The sequence below is a fragment of the Cohnella kolymensis genome, assembly GCF_000829465.1.
GTDB lineage: Bacteria > Bacillota > Bacilli > Paenibacillales > Paenibacillaceae > Cohnella > Cohnella kolymensis.
The window spans coordinates 12,104-30,813 of the sequence record NZ_JXAL01000025.1; the positions used below are offsets into that span (position 1 = coordinate 12,104).

General features: G+C 52.2%; 19 protein-coding genes, 1 pseudogene and 1 riboswitch. Of the genes and pseudogenes, 19 read left to right on the forward strand and 1 reads right to left on the reverse strand.

The features are described 5' to 3' along the window. Positions 1–13 precede the first annotated feature (13 nt). The 14 genes from SD71_RS16435 (at position 14) to SD71_RS16500 (ending at position 11,940) form a co-directional block, all read left to right on the forward strand. Positions 14–787 (forward strand): TatD family hydrolase, encoded by a 774-nt coding sequence (locus SD71_RS16435; RefSeq protein ID WP_041065527.1) that lies wholly within the window; start codon positions 14–16, stop codon positions 785–787. A 178-nt stretch (positions 788–965) separates the two neighbouring features. Continuing rightward, positions 966–1,174, forward strand: a riboswitch (cyclic di-AMP (ydaO/yuaA leader). Between the two features lie 260 nt (positions 1,175–1,434). After that, entirely contained in the window at positions 1,435–2,604 is a 1,170-nt protein-coding gene (locus SD71_RS16440) for a 3D domain-containing protein (protein WP_041065529.1), read from the forward strand. Positions 2,605–2,834: 230 nt separating this feature from the next. After that, positions 2,835–3,386, forward strand: coding sequence for a ribonuclease M5 (gene rnmV, locus SD71_RS16445; RefSeq protein ID WP_041065531.1), 552 nt, complete (start codon positions 2,835–2,837; stop codon positions 3,384–3,386). Position 3,387: 1 nt separating this feature from the next. Next, complete coding sequence (gene rsmA / locus SD71_RS16450; RefSeq protein ID WP_041065533.1) at positions 3,388–4,284, forward strand: 16S rRNA (adenine(1518)-N(6)/adenine(1519)-N(6))-dimethyltransferase RsmA; 897 nt, start codon at positions 3,388–3,390, stop codon at positions 4,282–4,284. 84 nt (positions 4,285–4,368) lie between these two features. Further along, positions 4,369–5,244 carry a sporulation peptidase YabG gene (yabG, locus tag SD71_RS16455; protein WP_041065535.1) on the forward strand — a complete coding sequence of 292 codons (876 nt, stop codon included), beginning with the start codon at positions 4,369–4,371 and terminating at the stop codon, positions 5,242–5,244. Positions 5,245–5,393: 149 nt separating this feature from the next. Continuing rightward, complete coding sequence (gene veg / locus SD71_RS16460; RefSeq protein ID WP_041065537.1) at positions 5,394–5,666, forward strand: biofilm formation stimulator Veg; 273 nt, start codon at positions 5,394–5,396, stop codon at positions 5,664–5,666. A gap of 129 nt (positions 5,667–5,795) precedes the next feature. Next, positions 5,796–5,981: a protein sspF gene (locus SD71_RS16465; RefSeq protein ID WP_041065646.1), complete on the forward strand. Its 186-nt coding sequence runs from the start codon at positions 5,796–5,798 to the stop codon at positions 5,979–5,981. Positions 5,982–6,150: 169 nt separating this feature from the next. Further along, positions 6,151–6,975 (forward strand): 4-(cytidine 5'-diphospho)-2-C-methyl-D-erythritol kinase, encoded by an 825-nt coding sequence (gene ispE / locus SD71_RS16470; protein ID WP_041065539.1) that lies wholly within the window; start codon positions 6,151–6,153, stop codon positions 6,973–6,975. A gap of 132 nt (positions 6,976–7,107) precedes the next feature. Beyond that, positions 7,108–7,944 carry a pur operon repressor gene (gene purR / locus SD71_RS16475; RefSeq protein WP_041065541.1) on the forward strand — a complete coding sequence of 279 codons (837 nt, stop codon included), beginning with the start codon at positions 7,108–7,110 and terminating at the stop codon, positions 7,942–7,944. Positions 7,945–7,960: 16 nt separating this feature from the next. Further along, positions 7,961–8,359, forward strand: a complete 399-nt coding sequence (locus SD71_RS16480; protein WP_041065544.1) for a RidA family protein — start codon at positions 7,961–7,963, stop codon at positions 8,357–8,359. 108 nt (positions 8,360–8,467) lie between these two features. Then, the gene (gene spoVG / locus SD71_RS16485; RefSeq protein WP_041065547.1) at positions 8,468–8,752 is read left to right on the forward strand and encodes a septation regulator SpoVG; all 285 of its coding nucleotides are present in this window, start codon (positions 8,468–8,470) and stop codon (positions 8,750–8,752) included. A 112-nt stretch (positions 8,753–8,864) separates the two neighbouring features. Beyond that, positions 8,865–10,268, forward strand: a complete 1,404-nt coding sequence (gene glmU, locus SD71_RS16490) for a bifunctional UDP-N-acetylglucosamine diphosphorylase/glucosamine-1-phosphate N-acetyltransferase GlmU (RefSeq protein ID WP_041065550.1) — start codon at positions 8,865–8,867, stop codon at positions 10,266–10,268. 29 nt (positions 10,269–10,297) lie between these two features. Then, positions 10,298–11,257: a ribose-phosphate pyrophosphokinase gene (locus tag SD71_RS16495; RefSeq protein ID WP_235427182.1), complete on the forward strand. Its 960-nt coding sequence runs from the start codon at positions 10,298–10,300 to the stop codon at positions 11,255–11,257. A 53-nt stretch (positions 11,258–11,310) separates the two neighbouring features. Beyond that, on the forward strand, positions 11,311–11,940 hold the full coding sequence (locus SD71_RS16500) for a 50S ribosomal protein L25 (RefSeq protein WP_041065552.1): 630 nt from the start codon (positions 11,311–11,313) through the stop codon (positions 11,938–11,940). A gap of 72 nt (positions 11,941–12,012) precedes the next feature. On the opposite strand, the gene SD71_RS16505 is transcribed toward SD71_RS16500, so the two are convergent. Beyond that, positions 12,013–12,213, reverse strand: a complete 201-nt coding sequence (locus tag SD71_RS16505; RefSeq protein WP_041065555.1) for a hypothetical protein — start codon at positions 12,211–12,213, stop codon at positions 12,013–12,015. Between the two features lie 116 nt (positions 12,214–12,329). Between SD71_RS16505 and pth the strand changes: the two genes are divergently transcribed. The 5 genes and pseudogenes from pth (at position 12,330) to spoVT (ending at position 18,709) form a co-directional block, all read left to right on the forward strand. Then, on the forward strand, positions 12,330–12,911 hold the full coding sequence (pth, locus tag SD71_RS16510; RefSeq protein ID WP_041065558.1) for an aminoacyl-tRNA hydrolase: 582 nt from the start codon (positions 12,330–12,332) through the stop codon (positions 12,909–12,911). A gap of 73 nt (positions 12,912–12,984) precedes the next feature. Continuing rightward, positions 12,985–13,215: an anti-sigma-F factor Fin family protein gene (locus tag SD71_RS23215; RefSeq protein WP_082034296.1), complete on the forward strand. Its 231-nt coding sequence runs from the start codon at positions 12,985–12,987 to the stop codon at positions 13,213–13,215. Between the two features lie 103 nt (positions 13,216–13,318). Beyond that, a pseudogene (gene mfd / locus SD71_RS16515) lies at positions 13,319–16,842 on the forward strand (transcription-repair coupling factor). After that, on the forward strand, positions 16,829–17,923 hold the full coding sequence (locus tag SD71_RS22420) for a peptidylprolyl isomerase (protein ID WP_052476335.1): 1,095 nt from the start codon (positions 16,829–16,831) through the stop codon (positions 17,921–17,923). Before mfd ends, SD71_RS22420 begins: the two are co-directional and overlap by 14 nt. 243 nt (positions 17,924–18,166) lie before the next feature. Continuing rightward, a complete protein-coding gene (gene spoVT, locus SD71_RS16525) occupies positions 18,167–18,709 on the forward strand; it encodes a stage V sporulation protein T (RefSeq protein ID WP_041065560.1) in 543 nt (180 codons plus the stop codon). Position 18,710 lies beyond the last annotated feature (1 nt).

The following is an 18,710-nucleotide window of genomic DNA, read 5'->3' on the forward strand; positions in this document are numbered from 1 at the left end:
ACAACTTTCGACAATGTTTATCGACACGCATGCACATCTAGATTCTCCAAAATTCGACAACGACCGTGCGGAGGTAATTGAGCGTGCTCAGGAAGCCGGTATAGACACCATCGTGAATATCGGATTCAATCGCGAGACAATTCCTTCAACAATGGCGTTGGCGGAACAATACCCGTTCATCTTCGCTGCAGTCGGATGGCATCCGACAGATGCCGTTGATATGAAACTGGAAGAGGATTTAGCCTGGATCGAGAGACTTTGCAGCCATCCCAAAGTGGTCGCCATAGGCGAAATCGGACTCGATTATTATTGGGACACGTCTCCTAAGGAGCTTCAGCATACGGTTTTCCGCGAGCAAATCCGATTGGCCAAGCGGCTGAATAAACCGATCGTCATTCATAATCGGGATGCGCATGAAGATGTCGTTCGTCTGCTTAAAGAAGAGAACGCATCGGAGGTCGGCGGAATCATGCACTGCTTCTCGGGAAGCTGGGAGATCGCGAAGCAATGCCTGGACATGAACTTCTATATTTCCTTCGGAGGCCCCGTGACTTTCAAAAATGCCAGGGTACCGAAGGAGGTGATGGAGCGGGTCCCGATGGACCGGCTTCTGCTCGAAACGGACGCTCCTTCCTGGCTCCGTACCCCCATCCGCGGACAAAGAAACGAGTCGGCCTATGTGAGGCTTGTTGCGGAGGCGGCGGCAGAGATCAAAGGAATTTCTTTGGAAGAAATTTCAAATCAAACAAGCCAAAATGGACGTAATTGCCTGGGGCTTACAACATAAAACGTTAAAACAGTGAGAAAAAGCGACTCACGCGTAGTTAAAACTGGTTTTTGTTTAGAATAATTCAAAAATTAAGCCTTAAAACCAGGAAAAACGATGATATTCGTCCAAAGCGCATCCTTTACACCGCAGGTGCCTACGGGTTATCATCTACAACAGAGTTTGAATATGGCATCCCTTTTCCAGAACGCTTAATCTTCCCGATAGGAAGAGCGGGGGACCCAACGCGGCGACGATCAACAGTGCGTCCTAAGCGGTCCGAGCAATCTTGGGGTGAATTTCATGAACGGGCATCCGACAGAATGAAGTCAATGTCCCGCAGTGAATAGGGCAACTCTCTTTGCCCGAACCCGACAGCTAACCTCGCAAGCGTGACAGAGAGAGGTCAACCTCGTGCTGCCCATTTCCCTTACATTCGTCACAAGCGGAAGCCACGAACAGGTCCTCTGTCGTAGGCTTTTTGTGTTGAAAAAAAGGTGTTTAAATGGCTGGCTCGGAGGGTATTACACCTGTATGACTGGGTAAGGCGGCGCATTTTTTCGCCAAGCCGCGCGGCGAAAAGACATGTGCCGTTATCAAAATTGGATAGTCGCGTCGAAATCATGCAGTAAAGTCGACGGCGGGGCTATGAAGGAGGAAGCGAGAATATGGGCTTTGTTCCTATCGAGGAAACCCATGATCCACGACCGACCAACAAGCTTTTCGCACTGCGATGGAAGCATGAGCATTTGCGTTTCATCCTATTGGGCGCAATTCTCTCTTTTGCCATCACCGTAATGTTCACGTCTCTGCTCCATCGGGCAGCTGCGAAGAACGTCACGCTTGTGGACGACGGAATGACATCCGTCGAGCTTACAAGTACCAGCAATGTTTTGGGGTTTCTAGAGGAACAGCAAATTCAAGTTGGCCCGAATGATCGTATATCTTTGCTGCCGACTGATCCTCTCAAAGAGGGCAGCCAGATCGTGATCGATCGTGCGAAGAGTATTACGATTAAAGCGGACGGTAAGCAACAAGCTGCGTATACAACTGAAGATAGCGTTGGGGGAGTTTTAAAAGAGCTGCGCATTTCACTAGGCGGCGAAGATCGGATATCGCCATCGCTAGACACACCTGTAACACAGGGACTGAACGTGGCGATTACCAGAGTGCGTAAAGAGATAACAGAAACGCAGCATCCGATCGCATTTAAAGTAGTGAAGAAGCAGAACGAAGATCTGACCGCCGGCAAAGAAAAGGTCGTTACGACCGGAAAGAACGGTCTGGTCAAGTTCAAGACGGAGCGGGTGTTTGAGAACGGCAAGCTGGTCAGTCAGAAGCTGATCGAGAAAACCGTGGCTCAGCCCGCCATTCAACAAGTCGTTTCTGTCGGCACGAAGAAGAAGCCGGAGGTTGTGACGCTCGCGTACAAAGAGCCTGCAGGGGATGCGCAAGTATCCGCAGACGCGCGTACGATAAGCTTGAACGGCCAATCGGTGAAAATAAAGAAAATGCTGACTAACGTAACTTTAACCGCCTATTCCGCAGGTCTTGCCTCGACAGGCAAAACGAAAGGTCATCCGGAATATGGGGTTACCGCATCCGGCGCGATCGTCAAGGAAGGACGGACCATCGCAGTAGATCCGGACGTCATTCCGCTCGGCTGGTGGGTGTACATTGAAGGTATCGGCTTCCGCCGTGCCGAGGATACGGGCAGTGCTATTAAAGGCAAGAAAATCGATGTCTTTTTTGAGAGTGAGAAATACGCGAACAAATTCGGACGGCAAAGCGGATTCAAGGTTTATGTAATCGGTCCGGTGAAACCGTCATCCAGCTAGACGTAATGCATTATGTAAAAGTTGCGCCTGAAATAATACCCGGCTTTACAGGGGATGCCTCCCGCGGGGCGCATACATAAATGCGGGAACAAGCGGCAATTCGAAGATCGGGAAGAAGCTGACTGCTTCTTCCCGATTTTTGTATGAACGACAGTTGGGGACAATCTTGATGTATGGGATAATGTCTTATACGCGGATACAAGCTGTTGATTAAAGGCGGACTGGTTAAAATGATACAAGAAATGATTGTTGTCGAAGGAAAGGACGATACCACAGCCGTTCGAAGAGCGGTGGGAGCCGATACGATCGAAACCGGGGGATCGGCTGTCGGTGATGACGTGCTTCGGCGAATTGAGCTGGCACAGTCCCGCCGGGGCGTAATTATCTTTACCGATCCGGATGCTCCGGGCGAACGGATACGTAAAATCGTCGCGGAGCGGGTGCCCGGCTGCAAACATGCTTTTCTGACCAAGGATGAGGCGAGAGGGCGCAACGGTATCGGTGTGGAGCATGCATCTGACGAAGCGATCCGCAGAGCACTCGAAGTCGTGCGGACGGCGGACGGCGATAGTGGCGATTACGGTGAGATAACGTGGAGCGACCTGCTCGATACCGGTCTCATCGTTCATGCCTCATCCGCGCGCCGAAGAGAGCGGATGGGCGAGCTGCTCGGCATCGGTTACGCGAACGGCAAACAGTTTCACAAACGATGCCTAATGTTCCGGATTACGCGCGCGGAGTTTCTGGCAGCATTGGAACAGCTGGAACGGGAAGGGTTGTAGCATGAAAAACTTCGGAGATATAAGCAAAGATATTGCGGCATCGGGCCGTACACGTGACATCATTCGCAAGCATGGCTTTACCTTCAAGAAAAGTCTCGGCCAAAATTTTCTGATTGACCTGAACATTCTGGATCAAATCATTGCCGCGGCGGAACTGGACGAGACCCGGGGTGCTCTGGAAATCGGACCGGGCATCGGTGCCCTCACGGAACGTTTGGCGAAAGCGGCGGGCAAAGTGACGGCGGTGGAAATCGACAATCGTCTGCTGCCCATTCTGAAAGACGTATTGTCGCCTTATGAGAATGTCGAAGTCATTCACAGCGATATTCTGAAAACGGACTTGCAGCAATTATGGCAGGAACAGTTCGACGGCTGTTCCGCTGTAAGCGTCGTGGCCAATTTGCCCTATTATGTTACGACTCCGATTGTGATGAAATTACTCGAAGACAGGGTGCCGCTGGAGCATATTGTAGTCATGGTGCAAAAAGAAGTGGCGGAGAGAATGACGGCGAGCCCCGGCGGCAAGGAATACGGCAGTCTAAGCATAGCCGTCCAATATTATTGCGAAGCCAAGCTGGTCTGTACGGTACCCGCCGGGTCGTTTATTCCTGCTCCTAATGTCGATTCCGCGGTTATTAAGTTGACCAGGCGGAACAAGCCGGCAGTGTCCGTCACGGATGAAGCTTTATTTTTTGATGTCGTCCGCGCTTCCTTCGCGCAGCGAAGAAAAACCCTCGTGAATAATTTGTCCGCGTTTGCCGGGAAAGAACGGAAAACGGAGCTGGCCGAGCTGCTTGCCGACTGCGGCGTGAAGCCCGAGAGACGCGCTGAGACCCTGTCGCTGTCCGAGTTTGCGACGGTTACCGATGCGATGGCTGACAAAGGAATGCTGAGCTAAGCCGCCCATCTCATCTTTACGCCCGTCCGGACGCGCACCCGCGGGGCGCGTGCTCCATAGGATAGACGAAGAGGTGATGTGCCTATGAAGCAGGGGGATCTCGTCGTCCGCAAATCCTATGGCGGTGATATGTTGTTCAGAGTCGCGGCTTTCTTCGGAGGGCAAGCCGTGCTCCGAGGAACAGACTACCGGTTGCTCGCGGACGCGCCATACGCGGATCTTGAAACGGTACGGGATCCGGACGAGCTGGGCGGGACACGCCAAGCGCGTATTCATGCGAGCGAATCCTTGCGCCGTATGAGCGAGGAGCGCAACAAGCTGACGGAGCGGGCAACACATGGGTATCAAGAGGACCGGCGCAAGCCTTTCTTTGAGTTGCCAGGTAAAGTATTGCATCTTGACGGCGACGTGAATTATTTAAAAAAGAGCATGCAGGTTTACGGACAGCTGGGTGTGCCCGCTCACGGTATGCATTGCCATGAATCACAAATGCCGCAGATGCTGACCCGGATGCTGCCGCTTTATCATCCCGACATTGTGGTGATTACAGGACATGATGGCGTTCTTAAACAAAGGCCGGATATACAAAACTTAAGCAGCTACAAAAATTCTTTAAATTTTGTTCATTCCGTGCATGTGGCCAGAGAATATGAGCGCAGGCTGGATTCCCTTGTGGTTGTGGCAGGCGCATGCCAGTCCCATTTCGAGGCGTTGATGCAAGCAGGCTCCAACTTTGCGAGCTCACCGGGAAGGATCATGATCCATGCGCTTGATCCGGTCTATGTTGCGGTTCGGGCCGCTTTCACGCCTTTCCGCGAGACGATTGATATTTCCGACGTCATCGCTCATACGATCAGCGGCAGGCAAGGGGTAGGCGGAATTGAAACAATGGGACGGTTTCGCATCGGATTACCGAATATGAAGGTGCTGAACGCACCTCAAAATGTGAACATTGTGTGACGATAAAAATGCGAAGTGTGAAAAAAGCCATAAGATGCAAGGAAAATGACCGTTGACAGCAAAACATCATCGTTGTTATAATATTGTGCTCATTTGACACCTCCCCTGATTTTAGTTATAATTTACAGGGAAAGAGGTGGTAGTGGATCATGGCCAAAAACGCGCTTCTAGAGATTAAACGAAGCCTGGAACCGCACGTAGGTTCCAAAATCATGCTCCGCGCCAACGGTGGACGCCGAAAAACCATCGAACGCACGGGAGTATTGGAAGAAATATACCCATCGGTGTTCATTGTCAAGTTGGATCAAGAACAGCATGCGTTTAAACGGGTTTCTTACAGTTATGCTGATATTTTGACGGAGTCCGTAGAAGTTATGCTGTGCAACGAAGATGGCCAAGTGCGTATCAATTACGCGCACTGACAAGGTTTATTGCACGGGCAGCATCCCGCTTGACGGCGGGGGCTGCCCGTTTTGCATGCAACGGGAGCACGCAAGCCATGCTAAGGGGGAACGCCGTGTTGGCGTCACTCAGCGATGGAGGCGATGACATTGAGCCGCCGCAGAAGAAGTATCATGTCGGAACAGTTCAAAACCGAATTGGCGAAGGACCTGGGCTTCTACGATACCGTGCAGCGTGAGGGCTGGGGCGGAATTCGGGCTAAAGATGCAGGAAACCTCGTGAAACGCGCAATCCAGATCGCGGAGAAGACGACAACCCGTTCTCCGCAGCAGTAAAGGCACTCAACCGAACGCTTATTCACGCCGGGTCGAATCCTTATCAAGGGTTCGATCTCTTTTTTTAGGAAATCGCAATTGACAGGCTTGTTTGTTATAATATGTAAAGGTTTTTTGCGCGATTTGGTGAGGGTCACCGTAGACGCGGACTTGGAAGTGGTGATGACATATGCAGAAGATTTATGAGAAAGCTCCGGCCAAAATCAATTTGCTGCTCGACGTGCTCCGCAAGCGCGATGACGGTTTTCACGAAGTGGAAATGATCATGACCATGGTAGATCTCGCGGACCGGCTGGAAATGGAGGAGTTGCCGCGCGACCAAATCGTACTGACCAGCGAAGCGGGCTTCATACCGCTGGACGAGAAAAATTTGGCATTTCAAGCGGCGAGGCTGATTAAAGATCGCTATGACGTGAGACGAGGCGTATATATTCATCTGGACAAGAACATACCGGTCGCAGCCGGATTGGCAGGCGGAAGCAGCGATGCTGCCGCGGCGCTTCGCGGGCTGAACCGGCTGTGGGAGTTGCAGCTGACTCTCGGCGAACTGGAGATCTTAGGCGCGGAGCTCGGATCCGACGTGCCTTTTTGTATTCGAGGGGGAACGGCACTTGCGCGAGGCCGAGGGGAGAAATTGGTGAGCCTCGATCCGCCGCCTCAGTGCTGGGTCATCCTGGCCAAGCCTCCCATCAATCTCTCAACAGCAGATATATACGGAAAGCTGCGGGCGCACGATTTGCCGTACCATCCTTCCGCCCCCGATATGCTTGATGCGATCCGGCGCCAATCCTTCACCGACATGTGCGCGGCTCTCGGCAACGTGCTTGAAACGGTAACGCTCGATCGCTATCCCGAGGTCAGGCAGATTAAGGAATGTATGGTCAAATTGGGAGCCGACGGCGTGCTCATGTCAGGAAGCGGCCCGACAGTGTTCGGGCTTGTATCGAAAGAAGCTAAAGTGGCGCGCATCTATAACGGGCTAAGAGGCTTTTGACAACGAGTTTCGTGGCAAGAATTCTTACATAGATATTTGATTATGATGGAAACAGCTGCATCTTATTGCTCAAAACCGTATAAAAATGGTATTATATCGTATAATATTCGGATTTGCACGGGAGAGAGGACTGTGAAAAAGTTGAAACGCAGTGCCAGGCTGGTGGACATGACACAATATTTATTAGCCCGTCCTCACACGTTAATTTCCCTGACAGCATTTGCTGATCGATATCAATCCGCCAAGTCATCGATAAGCGAAGATTTGGCCATCATCAAGGAAGTATTCGAGGAGCAAGGAATCGGTGAGCTGAACACGCTGGCCGGCGCTGCCGGCGGTGTACGGTTTGCGCCGAAAACCCGCAAGGACGTGGCTTTGGAGAGATTGCTCTCGATCTGCAGGCAGCTGGAGCAGCCGGACCGGCTATTGCCGGGCGGTTACTTGTATATGACGGATTTGCTCGGGCAGCCGGCAATGATGCAGGAACTCGGCCGCATGTTCGCGTCAGCCTTCGCCGACCGTGATATCGATGTCATCATGACGGTGGAGACGAAAGGAATTCCGCTTGCGCTTGCCGCTTCGTTTTTTCTGAATTTGCCGGTCGTTATCGTACGGCGGGATCATAAAGTAACGGAAGGATCCGCGGTGAGCATCAACTATGTTTCGGGTTCCGCCAAACGAATACAGACGATGTCGCTTGGCCGCAGGGCTCTTAAGGAAGAGTCCCGGGTGCTGATCATCGATGATTTCATGAAGGCCGGAGGCACGATACAGGGCATGGTGGATTTGCTTCATGAATTCCGAGCGGTCGTTGCAGGTGTCGGCGTCTTCGTCGAATCCGGCGAGGTCGCTCAGGACGAACGCCTTTTACACGACTACGTTTCTCTTGCGCGTCTGACCGAAGTGGATCTGAAAACCAGGCAAATTAAAGTACAACCCGGCAATTACTTTAATTCTGATTCCAAATAAGGGAGGAATATCCAGAATGACTCTGAAATTCGTGTCTACCCCTCACGCGCCGGCCGCCATCGGACCGTATGCGCAAGCCGTCCGCTCCGGTAACCTGCTGTTTACATCGGGACAGATTCCGTTAACTGCGGACGGGCAGCTGATCGCCGGCGGTATCCAGGAACAGACCCGGCAGGTGCTGGACAATCTGAAAGCGGTATTACAGGCCGAAAATGCAACTTTACGGGACGTGGTGAAAACCACCGTTTTTTTAAAGGATATGAACGACTTTGCAGAGTTTAATTCGGTCTATCGATCGTACTTTGGAGAGCATACTCCGGCGCGCTCAACCGTAGAAGTATCAAGGCTTCCGAGGGATGTTTTTGTCGAAATTGAATTGATCGCGGCGATTAATGTCGAAACTGTCAGGAATTAAAATATTTTTTAAAATTTGTCCATTCTTTTTCCAATTTTAAGAAGGAATTTGCACTGACTTGTGGAATATTACACCAAGTCTTCGAGAGGCAAAAGGTGGTGAACACAAGTGCAAATTACAGATGTGAGACTCCGCCGGGTCAACTCGGAGGGGCGTATGAAAGCGATTGCTTCAATTACCATTGACAACGAGTTCGTCGTTCACGACATACGCGTTATCGACGGTAACAATGGCATGTTTGTCGCTATGCCCAGCAAGCGGACACCCGATGGAGAGTTCCGCGACATTGCTCATCCGATCTCTTCCGGTACCCGTGAGAAGATTCAAGCGGCCGTACTGGCAGAGTACGAGCGCGCGGCACAGGAAGATGAAGTATTGGTTGAAGGGGCATAATAATGGAAATAGGGAGAAGAGGGCCCCTGCAGGCTCTCTTTTCATTTGTATAAGAATAAGCTAAAATGCTTTAAGATTGAGACCTACCGAATGGAAGGGGTTTGACACCCGGATGAAGAAGATGGCGATTCTACTTGCTGCGGGTCAGGGCAAGCGCATGAAATCGAAACTATATAAGGTGCTGCATCCCGTGTGCGGGAAACCGATGGTCAGCCATGTGTTGGATACCGTACGCGAAGCCGCCTGTGAAAGAGCCGTTGTTATTGTGGGTCATGGCGCGGAAGCGGTTAAAGAAACATTGGGATCTTCCGTAGAATATGCGCTGCAAGCCGAGCAGCTCGGAACCGGTCACGCGGTCATGCAAGCCAAGGATCTGCTGGGAAGCGAAGACGGCGTAACGGTGGTGATCTGCGGAGACACTCCTCTCGTTCGTACGGAGACGGTAGATGCGTTGATTGAGCTGCACACGAAAAGCGGAGCCGGCGCTACCATTCTGACCGCACAGTTGGATGATCCGACCGGCTATGGACGGATTGTGCGCGCAGACGACGGCAGCGTGCTGCGGATCGTGGAGCAGAAGGATTGCACGACGAAGGAAGCGCAGATTCAAGAGATCAATGCAGGGACTTATTGCTTTGACAATCTTAAGCTTTTTCAGGCGCTGGAACGCGTCACCAACCAGAATGCTCAAGGGGAGTATTACTTGACGGATGTGATAGGCATCATGCAAAAGCAGGGTGACTTGATCACGGCGTATATGGCGCATGACCCGTCGGAAGCAATCGGGGTTAACGACCGCATTGCTCTGGGAGAAGCGGAAAGACTGATGCGTCTTCGAATAAACAGGAAACATCAAGTGAACGGCGTCACGCTCATCGATGCGGAACATACTTATATCGGACCGGATGTTACGATAGGCGCAGATACCGTTATTTATCCGGGTACCGTTCTGCGGGGCCGTACTGTCATCGGAGAGGATTGCAGCATCGGGCCGGCCACGGAAATGTCGGACACGATTGTCGGCAGCGGTGCGACAATCCGACAAACCGTGACGGACGGAGCGGAGATCGGCGATCAATGCAATGTCGGTCCTTTCGCGTACTTGCGACCGGGAACAAAGCTCGGACGCAACGTCAAAGTCGGCGATTTCGTCGAGATCAAAAATTCCGTCATCGGCGAGCAGAGCAAGGTGCCCCACCTGAGCTACATCGGGGATGCCGTGGTCGGCGGCAACGTCAACATCGGCTGCGGCGCGATTACCGCCAACTATGACGGGTATAATAAATTTAAGACGGAAATTGGCGACAATGTATTCGTGGGAAGTAATGCGAACCTGATCGCTCCTGTAAAAATCGGCAGCGGCGCATACATCGTAGCCGGCTCTACAATCACGCATAATGTAGAGGAGAACGACTTGGCCATTGCTCGCGAGCGCCAAGTGAACAAACCCGGTTACGCGGAGAAGATCCGTGCGCGCGCCCGCGCCAAAAAGGATAGGGCATCTACCGAATCGTAAGACTAGGATGACAAGCCGGAGGTAATGATATGACCTATCCCGATGCTACGTTAAAGCTGTTTGCTTGCAGCTCCAATCCGCAGTTGGCGGAAGCGATCGCCCGTCATATAGGCGTAAGGCTCGGCGAATCCGCTATGAGCCGATTCAGCGACGGTGAAATCCATATCCGCCTGGATGAGAGCGTGAGGGGAAGCGACGTGTATGTGGTTCAGTCCACTTCCGATCCCGTGAATGAGCATCTCATGGAACTTCTTGTTATGGTTGATGCACTCAAGAGAGCATCCGCGAAGACGATCAACGTCGTTATTCCTTACTACGGCTATGCACGGCAAGATCGGAAAGCCCGGGCGAGAGACCCGATCACAGCCAAGCTGGTAGCCAACCTGATCGAGACGGCCGGCGCACACCGGGTAGTTGCCATGATTTGCATGCGATGCAAATCCAAGGTTTTTTTGATTATTCCGGTAGACCATTTGCTGGGTGTACCGATTCTGGGCGAGTATTTCAAGTCCAAGGCACTCCACAAGCCTGTAGTGGTATCGCCGGATCACGGAGGGGTCGTCCGTGCACGCCGGCTGGCCGACGAGCTGCAAGCACCGCTGGCAATCATAGATAAGCGAAGGCCGGAACCCAATGTTGTGGAAGTCATGAACATCATTGGTGATGTCTCCGGAAGAACCGCGATTCTGATCGACGATATCATTGACACAGCCGGAACGATAGCTTTAGCTGCAAATGCGCTTAAAGAAGCAGGAGCGAATGAATTGTATGCCTGCTGCACACATGCCGTATTGTCCGGAAAAGCCGTGGAACGGCTCGAGGCTTCGCCCGTCAAGGAAATTGTCGTCACGGATACGATTCCTATCCGGGAAAAAAAGCTGCTCTGTGAGAAGTTAAAGGTGCTGTCTGTAGCTCCGTTAATGGGTGAGGCGATTGTCCGTATTCATGAGCAGCAATCGATCAGCAGGCTGTTCGAGCCCCATGTTTAACCCTGTGATTCAAAGGGTAACAATAGGTTATACCTACGCGAGGGGGGTATTCGATGAATACAACACTTAAGGTCGAACGGCGGGACAAGTTCAGCCGTGGAGATCTCAACCAGATTCGTAAAGAAGGCATGATACCAGGCGTTGTTTATGGCAAAGGCATGGACGCACCGGCACCCATTTCCGTCAATGAGAAAGATCTGATGGTGATGCTCCGCACCCATCCACACGCCGTAGTGGATCTTGAAGTCCCCGGTGAGGGCAAGCATCCCGTGATGATGGCCGACTTGCAAAGAGACACCATCACACGGCAAGTGCTGCACATCGACTTTCATCGGATCAATATGAACGAGAAGCTCAAAGCTCCGGTCCGGCTGGAAATCAGCGGACAGTCACCAGGAGAGCAAGAAGGCGGAATGCTTCAACTGGTGCTTCATGAAATCGAGGTATTATGTTATCCGAAGGACATTCCGGAATCCGTAACTGTCGATGTGTCCGGACTGCAAATCGGAGAAACGCTTTCGATTGCCGATCTGAAGCTGCCTTCCGATGTTGAAGCGGCACAGGATCCCGGCATGGTCGTCGTCTCGATATTGGCGCCTCAGAAGGGTGCGGCCGATGATGAGGAAACGGCTGATGATGCGGCGGAACCGGTTAACGAAGCGGAGACAGCGGACAAGGAGTAAAAAACAGCGGTATATACGCCAAGGGGTCGCGCTTAAGCTACAGCGCGGCCCCTTTTCCCTGCCGGTAAAATTTTAATATCCGGGCCGGGACACGAAGGTAAATTGTTTGCGGCTGTAGAAAATATTGTTGACCTGAACGAATTCTTTGCCATAATATTCGATGAACCCGATATCGCTGTGCGAACGGCCGCAATAAATCTGGATCGGAACTTGCGAGAACATGTGGTCTTGGAAATGCCGATCGTCGTAAATCATTTGTCCGTTCAAGTACACTGATATACCCCCTTATTTAGGCTCCTATTTGTTAAGGACACATGAGGGGTAACAATCGTTGCATGACTCCTTAAATAATTTTAAGCTTCAATAAACAGGGAGGTTCGGCATTAGTCATGCGATGGATCGTCGGACTGGGTAACCCCGGTCCAGCATACGCGAATACCCGCCATAATGCGGGTTTCATGGTCATTGATGAATTGGCCCGACGCTTCAATACGGACGTCAATCAAAATAAGTGCAAGGCGCTTATCGGTGAGGCGAGAGTGCAGACAGAGAAAATAGCGCTGCTTAAACCGATGACGTTCATGAATTTATCGGGTGAATCGGTTCGTTCGTTTATGGACTATTACAAGGTGAAACTTGAAGATATGATTGTCATATACGACGATCTCGACACCGAAGTCGGCCATATTCGTCTCCGTTATCAAGGAAGCGCCGGCGGGCACAACGGGATCAAGTCCATTATTCAGCACACAGGCACGCAGACGTTCAACCGGATCCGCATGGGAGTGTCCCGGCCGAAACCGGGTGTCGTCATGGCGGACTACGTGCTGTCCCCATTCGCCAAAGCGGAACAGGCCGCCGTCCGCAAAATGATCGAAGAGGCGTGCGATGCTGTGGAGCATGCTTTATTCCACAGCTTCGAGCAAACGATGGCAAAGTTTAATACGCGCGCACCTGGCAATCAGGCTTAAAAAAGGGTGAATCCGGGCATACTGAAGCAAGCGGCGGCACTGGCCGCATAACCCTACTTCAGGAGGCATACATATGGCTGTAAACTACGTTTGCCGACATTGCCGTATGCCGCTCGGACGCTTTGAGAATGCTGATGTCCCCGAGTATCGGCTCGGCTTGCATTTCTTGACCCCCGAAGAGCGAGAGCGTATAATATCGTATAATTCCAACGGGGACGTGACCGTACGGGTAATATGCGATTACTGCAGTGAGACTCTGGATGCCAATCCTGAGTTGGCTTTGCTCTCTAACCCATTGCAATAATCGCCGAATCATCACGTTCCGACATCCGCAAGGGGCCTTGGCATGTGCCGGGGCTCTTTTACTGATTTACTGCATGTGATTTACGTAAGAAAGGGGAAATGTCATGAAGCCGCTTATTGAATCCTTGGTGACGGATCCCGATCTGATAAGCGTACTAAACGGTGTCCGCGGCGGTATGCGGGAGCAGCTTGTTGCCGGCTTGTCCGGTTCCGCGCGCCAATTGGCCATAGCTTCTTTATATCGGGAACTTAACAGGCCGATTCTTGTTATTACTCATAATATGTTTTCCGCCCAGAAGACGGCCGAAGACCTTCAAGAGTGTCTGTCTTCGGACGACGTTCTTCTATATCCCGCCAATGAATTGATCGCGGCTGAGACCGCCATATCCAGTCCGGAGACTTCGGCTCGCCGGCTGGAAGTGTTGTCAAAGCTTGCGGAAGGCTTCCGCGGCATTATTGTCGTGCCGTTCGCCGGTGTCCGGAGATTTCAGCCGGAGCGCAAAGCAATGGTAGAAGCCCGCATCGATCTAAGCGTCGGGCAGACGCTTCCGATGGAAGAGTTTCTGCGCCGCATGATACAGATGGGCTACGAACGTGTGGACCGGGTTGAACAAAAAGGGCATTTGAGCGTGCGCGGAGCATTGCAGACTTTTTTCCGCTGGCCTCTCCGAACGCCTGCCGCATCGAGTGGTTTGACGATGAAGTGGATTCCATCCGTACCTTTGATCCCGCCGATCAGCGCTCTATTGAAAAATTGCAAGCTTACACCGTCCGTCCTTGCCGGGAGTGGGTGGCAGATGACAAACGCTTCCGCAACGCCGCCCAGCACGCTTCCGAGCTGCTGCAGCAGCAGCTGGAAAAAATGAGCGACCGTCAGGCGAAAGAGCGTCTCAACTCCGAAATTTCCCGGGAAATCGAGCTTTTAAGACAAAATCTGTACTTTTCTGAAATCTACAAATATATTTCTCTGCTATACCCGGAGCGCCAAACGCTGCTCGACTATATCCCGCGGGATACGCTGCTGCTTATGGATGAGCCTAACCGGCTCGGGGAAACGGCGCGGCAGCTCGAACGCGACGAATCGGAATGGACGACCCACCTTCTTCAGCAGGGTAAGTCTCTTCCTGCTTTCGTGCTGGGGCTTGGCGCTGAGCAGGCGTTATACCCCAAAGGATTTCAAATCGTGTACATGTCCCTCTTCGTGCGTCAAATCCCGCATACCCAGCCGCAGAATATCGTGAACTTCGTCTACCGTTCCATGCAGAATTTCCACGGGCAGATGAATGTGCTCAAAGCGGAAATGGAGCGGTGGCGCAAAAGCGGGGCCCGAATTATCATGCTCGCCGGCAACACCGAGCGGGCCGATCGTATGAAGCGGGTGCTGGAAGACTATCAGATTTCGCTTCCCCAAATATTACAAGGCAATTTGCAGAGCGGCTTTGAACTCCCTTCGATCAAGCTGGTTGTCATTACGGAAGGCGAGATGTTCACCCAGAAGCAGCGCAAGGCAAGGCGGGTAGATCGCCACCTTGATAATGCCGAACGCATCAAAAGCTACACCGAGCTCAAAGTCGGTGATTTTGTCGTTCATCAGAACCACGGCATCGGCAAATATCTGGGCATCGGTACGCTCGAAGTCGGCGGCATTCACAAGGATTATCTTCATATCGTATATGCGGGCGGTGATCGGTTGTCGGTGCCCGTGGAACAATTCGATCTGATCCAAAAGTACGTCGGCTCCGAGGAGAAGGAACCGAAAGTAAGCAAGCTTGGCGGTGCGGATTGGAACCGCGTGAAGTCCAAAGTCCGCTCATCCGTTCAGGATATTGCAGACGACCTGATCAAGCTGTATGCGGAACGGCAGGCGACGGTCGGCTACGGATTCGGGGAAGACACGCCTTATCAGCAGGAATTCGAAGCGATGTTCCCTTATGATGAGACGACCGACCAACTGCGCGCCATTCAGGAAATCAAGGATGACATGAAAACCGGGCGTCCGATGGACCGTTTGCTATGCGGCGACGTCGGCTACGGCAAAACGGAAGTGGCCATCCGCGCTGCCTTCAAAGCCGCTATAGAAGGTAAACAGGTAGCGGTGCTTGTCCCGACAACCATTTTGGCTCAACAGCATTACGAGACTTTCCGCGAACGATTCGCCGGCTACCCGTTCCAAATCAGGGTACTCAGCCGGTTCCGCACCCGTAAGGAACAGAACGAGACGATTAAAGCGGTGAAGGCGGGCACCGTCGACGTTGTGATCGGCACGCACCGGCTGCTTTCGCAGGACGTGGTTTTCAAGGATCTCGGACTGCTTATTGTGGATGAGGAGCAGCGTTTCGGCGTATCCCATAAGGAAAAATTGAAGAAGCTGAAAACGAGCGTCGACGTCTTAACCTTGACGGCGACGCCCATTCCGCGCACACTTCATATGTCCATGCTCGGCGTGCGGGATCTTTCCGTCATCGAGACGCCGCCGGAGAACCGGTTTCCGGTTCAGACCTACGTGGTGGAATACAGCCCGACCCTTGTACGGGAAGCGATCGAACGAGAGCTTGCGAGGGACGGCCAAGTCTATTATCTGTTTAACCGCGTTCAGGGCATTTACCAGATGGCTGAACAGATCAGCGCGCTCGTGCCGGACGCCAAGGTCGCGGTCGCACACGGGCAAATGTCCGAGCAGGAGCTTGAGCGCACGATCCTTGATTTCCTTGACGGAGAATACGATGTGCTTGTGAGCACAAGTATTATCGAGACAGGCGTGGACATCCCGAACGTCAACACACTTGTCGTTCATGATGCCGACAAGATGGGCTTATCTCAGCTTTACCAGCTGAGAGGACGGGTGGGGCGCTCAAACCGGATCGCGTACGCCTATTTCACCTATCAGAGGGACAAGGTCCTGACAGAGGTGGCCGAGAAGCGGCTGCAGTCGATCAAGGAGTTTACGGAACTCGGTTCCGGATTCAAGATTGCGATGCGGGACCTTTCCATTCGCGGGGCCGGCAATCTTCTCGGCGCGGAACAGCATGGTTTTATCGCTTCGGTAGGTTTCGATATGTACTCCCAAATGCTTGCCGAGGAGATTCAGAACCGGAAGCTGGAGCTTGGCGGCAATGCCGCAGTCCCGGTTCAGCCCGTCAACACGCAGCTTGATCTCGGAGTGGACGCTTACCTGCCGCCGGATTATATTTATGACAGCATCCAAAAGATCGAGATTTATAAAAAAGTGGCGACAGCAGCTTCTTTAGAGGATATCAGCGATTTGTTCGAGGAGTTGACCGACCGGTTCGGCGATCCGCCTAAGGCTGTCCTGAACTTGCTGGCCGTCGCCCGGATTAAAGTGTACAGCCGGCGTTACGGGATTGAGTCCATTATTACCCGCGGCGACGAGTTGCATGTGAAGTTTGAAGAGCGGCGGCGCGAGGAGATCGATCTCAAGAAAGTGAAATCGTTGGAAGCGAAGTATCAGGGCCGGATCGTCAGCGCCATCTCCGCGCACCAATTGATTATCCGCTTTAAGGTCAGAGGGCTGGACGAGGACGCGCTGTTGGCCCTTGTTGAAAGCTTTTTGATACAATACAAAGAAGTGACCAAATCGAAGGGAGAACTGCAGGATGTTGCACCTTAGTCGTACGCTGTACCTGCGGCTCGCTATCATGATGCTTGCGGCTGTAATGCTGACGGCAATGATTTCCGGCTGTGGCAAGAAAAATGAAGAGGGGCAAGGTTCCGGCAACGACAATGTGATCGCCACTTACAAAGGCGGACAAGTTACGGAATCGGAGTTCAATAAATATACGACTTTCACTCAGCTTGTGAATGCTCAGAAAGCGATGTATATGGGCATTCCGCAATTTAAAGAACAATTCGTCAAGCAATATATCGTCAGCAACGCGCTGCTCTCGCAAGTGTCCGACAAAGATATGAAAGAAGCCGACAAAGCGGCCCAAGATTTTAAGGCGGAGCTCGGCAAAGCCGTCAAAACAAACAAGCAGTTAAAAGATCTATTGGACAAAAACAACCTGTCTGTAGACGATGCTACAGCGTTATTCAAGAATGAAGTCGCTTTTGAGAAATACTACACGGCTAAAGGCGAAGAGTTAAAGCCGCAAGTCAAAGAAGAGGAAATCAAGGCGGAGTTCAACAAAAATCCGAGCGATTACAACATCGTATCCGTGCGCCACATTCTGATCGGTACGGTTGACCCGCAAACCCAGCAGCAGTTGAAAACGGATGAAGAAGCTCTGAAAATCGCTAACGAGGTCAAGGCCAAGCTTGATAAGGGCGGCAGCTGGGACGAGCTCGCCAAGCAATATTCCACGGATCCGGGTTCCAAGGACAAGGGCGGTCTTTACGACAAACAAAGGGCCGGCCAGTGGGACCCTGCATTCAAGGAAGCGGCCAACACGCAGGAAATCGGTAAAATCGGTGAACCGGTTAAATCCCAATTCGGTTATCACGTCATGAAAGTGGAAAGCCGTGAGGCGGCAGTATACGAGAAGCTGAAACCGGAGGCCAAGACCGCTTTGACGGAAACGGTCGCAGCAGCGAAATTAAATGAATTCCTCAAAGCTGAAGAGGACAAGCTGGACATCAAGGTGACTCTTCCGCAGGAACCGACGCCAAGCACATCGCCGACAGAGGCCCCCGCGCCGGGCGGCTCTCCGGCTGCAACGCCGTCGGCTTCACCCGCCGCTTCAGGAAAGTGAGCCGCAATGTAAGAGGTGCCCGCTTATCGTGCTCGCGATAAGCGGGCACTTGTTTTTGGTTTTGTTGGATGTTTCCACCAGCACAGGGTAAACGCATAAGAAAATGGGAGGGGTTAAATACTACATTTACGATTCAATGTCACCTTTTACCGAATGTTCTAGCGTTCGTCATAAAAACCGGCAGGCCATTCCAACGGTAGCATGCACAGTTACTACATCAATGAAAGTGGGGCAACAGGAGCTATGAAAGCAACCGGGATAGTACGCCGAATCGATGACCTCGGACGGGTCGTCATTCCGAAAGAAATTCGCCGCACGCTCCGCATTAGGGAAGGGGATCCGCTGGAAATTTTCGTGGATCGGGACGGCGAAGTCATATTGAAGAAATATTCACCTATTGGCGAGCTCGGCGATTTTGCTAAGGAATATGCTGAGTCTTTGGCTGAAAGCACAGGGCACATTGCCATGATCACAGACCGCGATACCATTATTACTGTAGCGGGCGTTTCCAAGAAAGAATACTTGGACAAACCCATCGGAAGCATGCTTGAAGACTGTATGGAAAACCGAAAAATCAATGTACAACCGACAGCCGGCAACTATGAAATTGTACGTGACACCGGAGAAAGCGTGGCCTCCTTCGCGGCGGCGCCGATCGTAGCCGGCGGTGATCCCATCGGTACGGTGGTATTGCTTAGCAGGGACGAGCAAGTGTCAATGGGTGAGATGGAAAGCAAAATGGTGGAGACGGCGGCAGGCTTTCTCGCCAAGCAGATGGAGCAGTAAT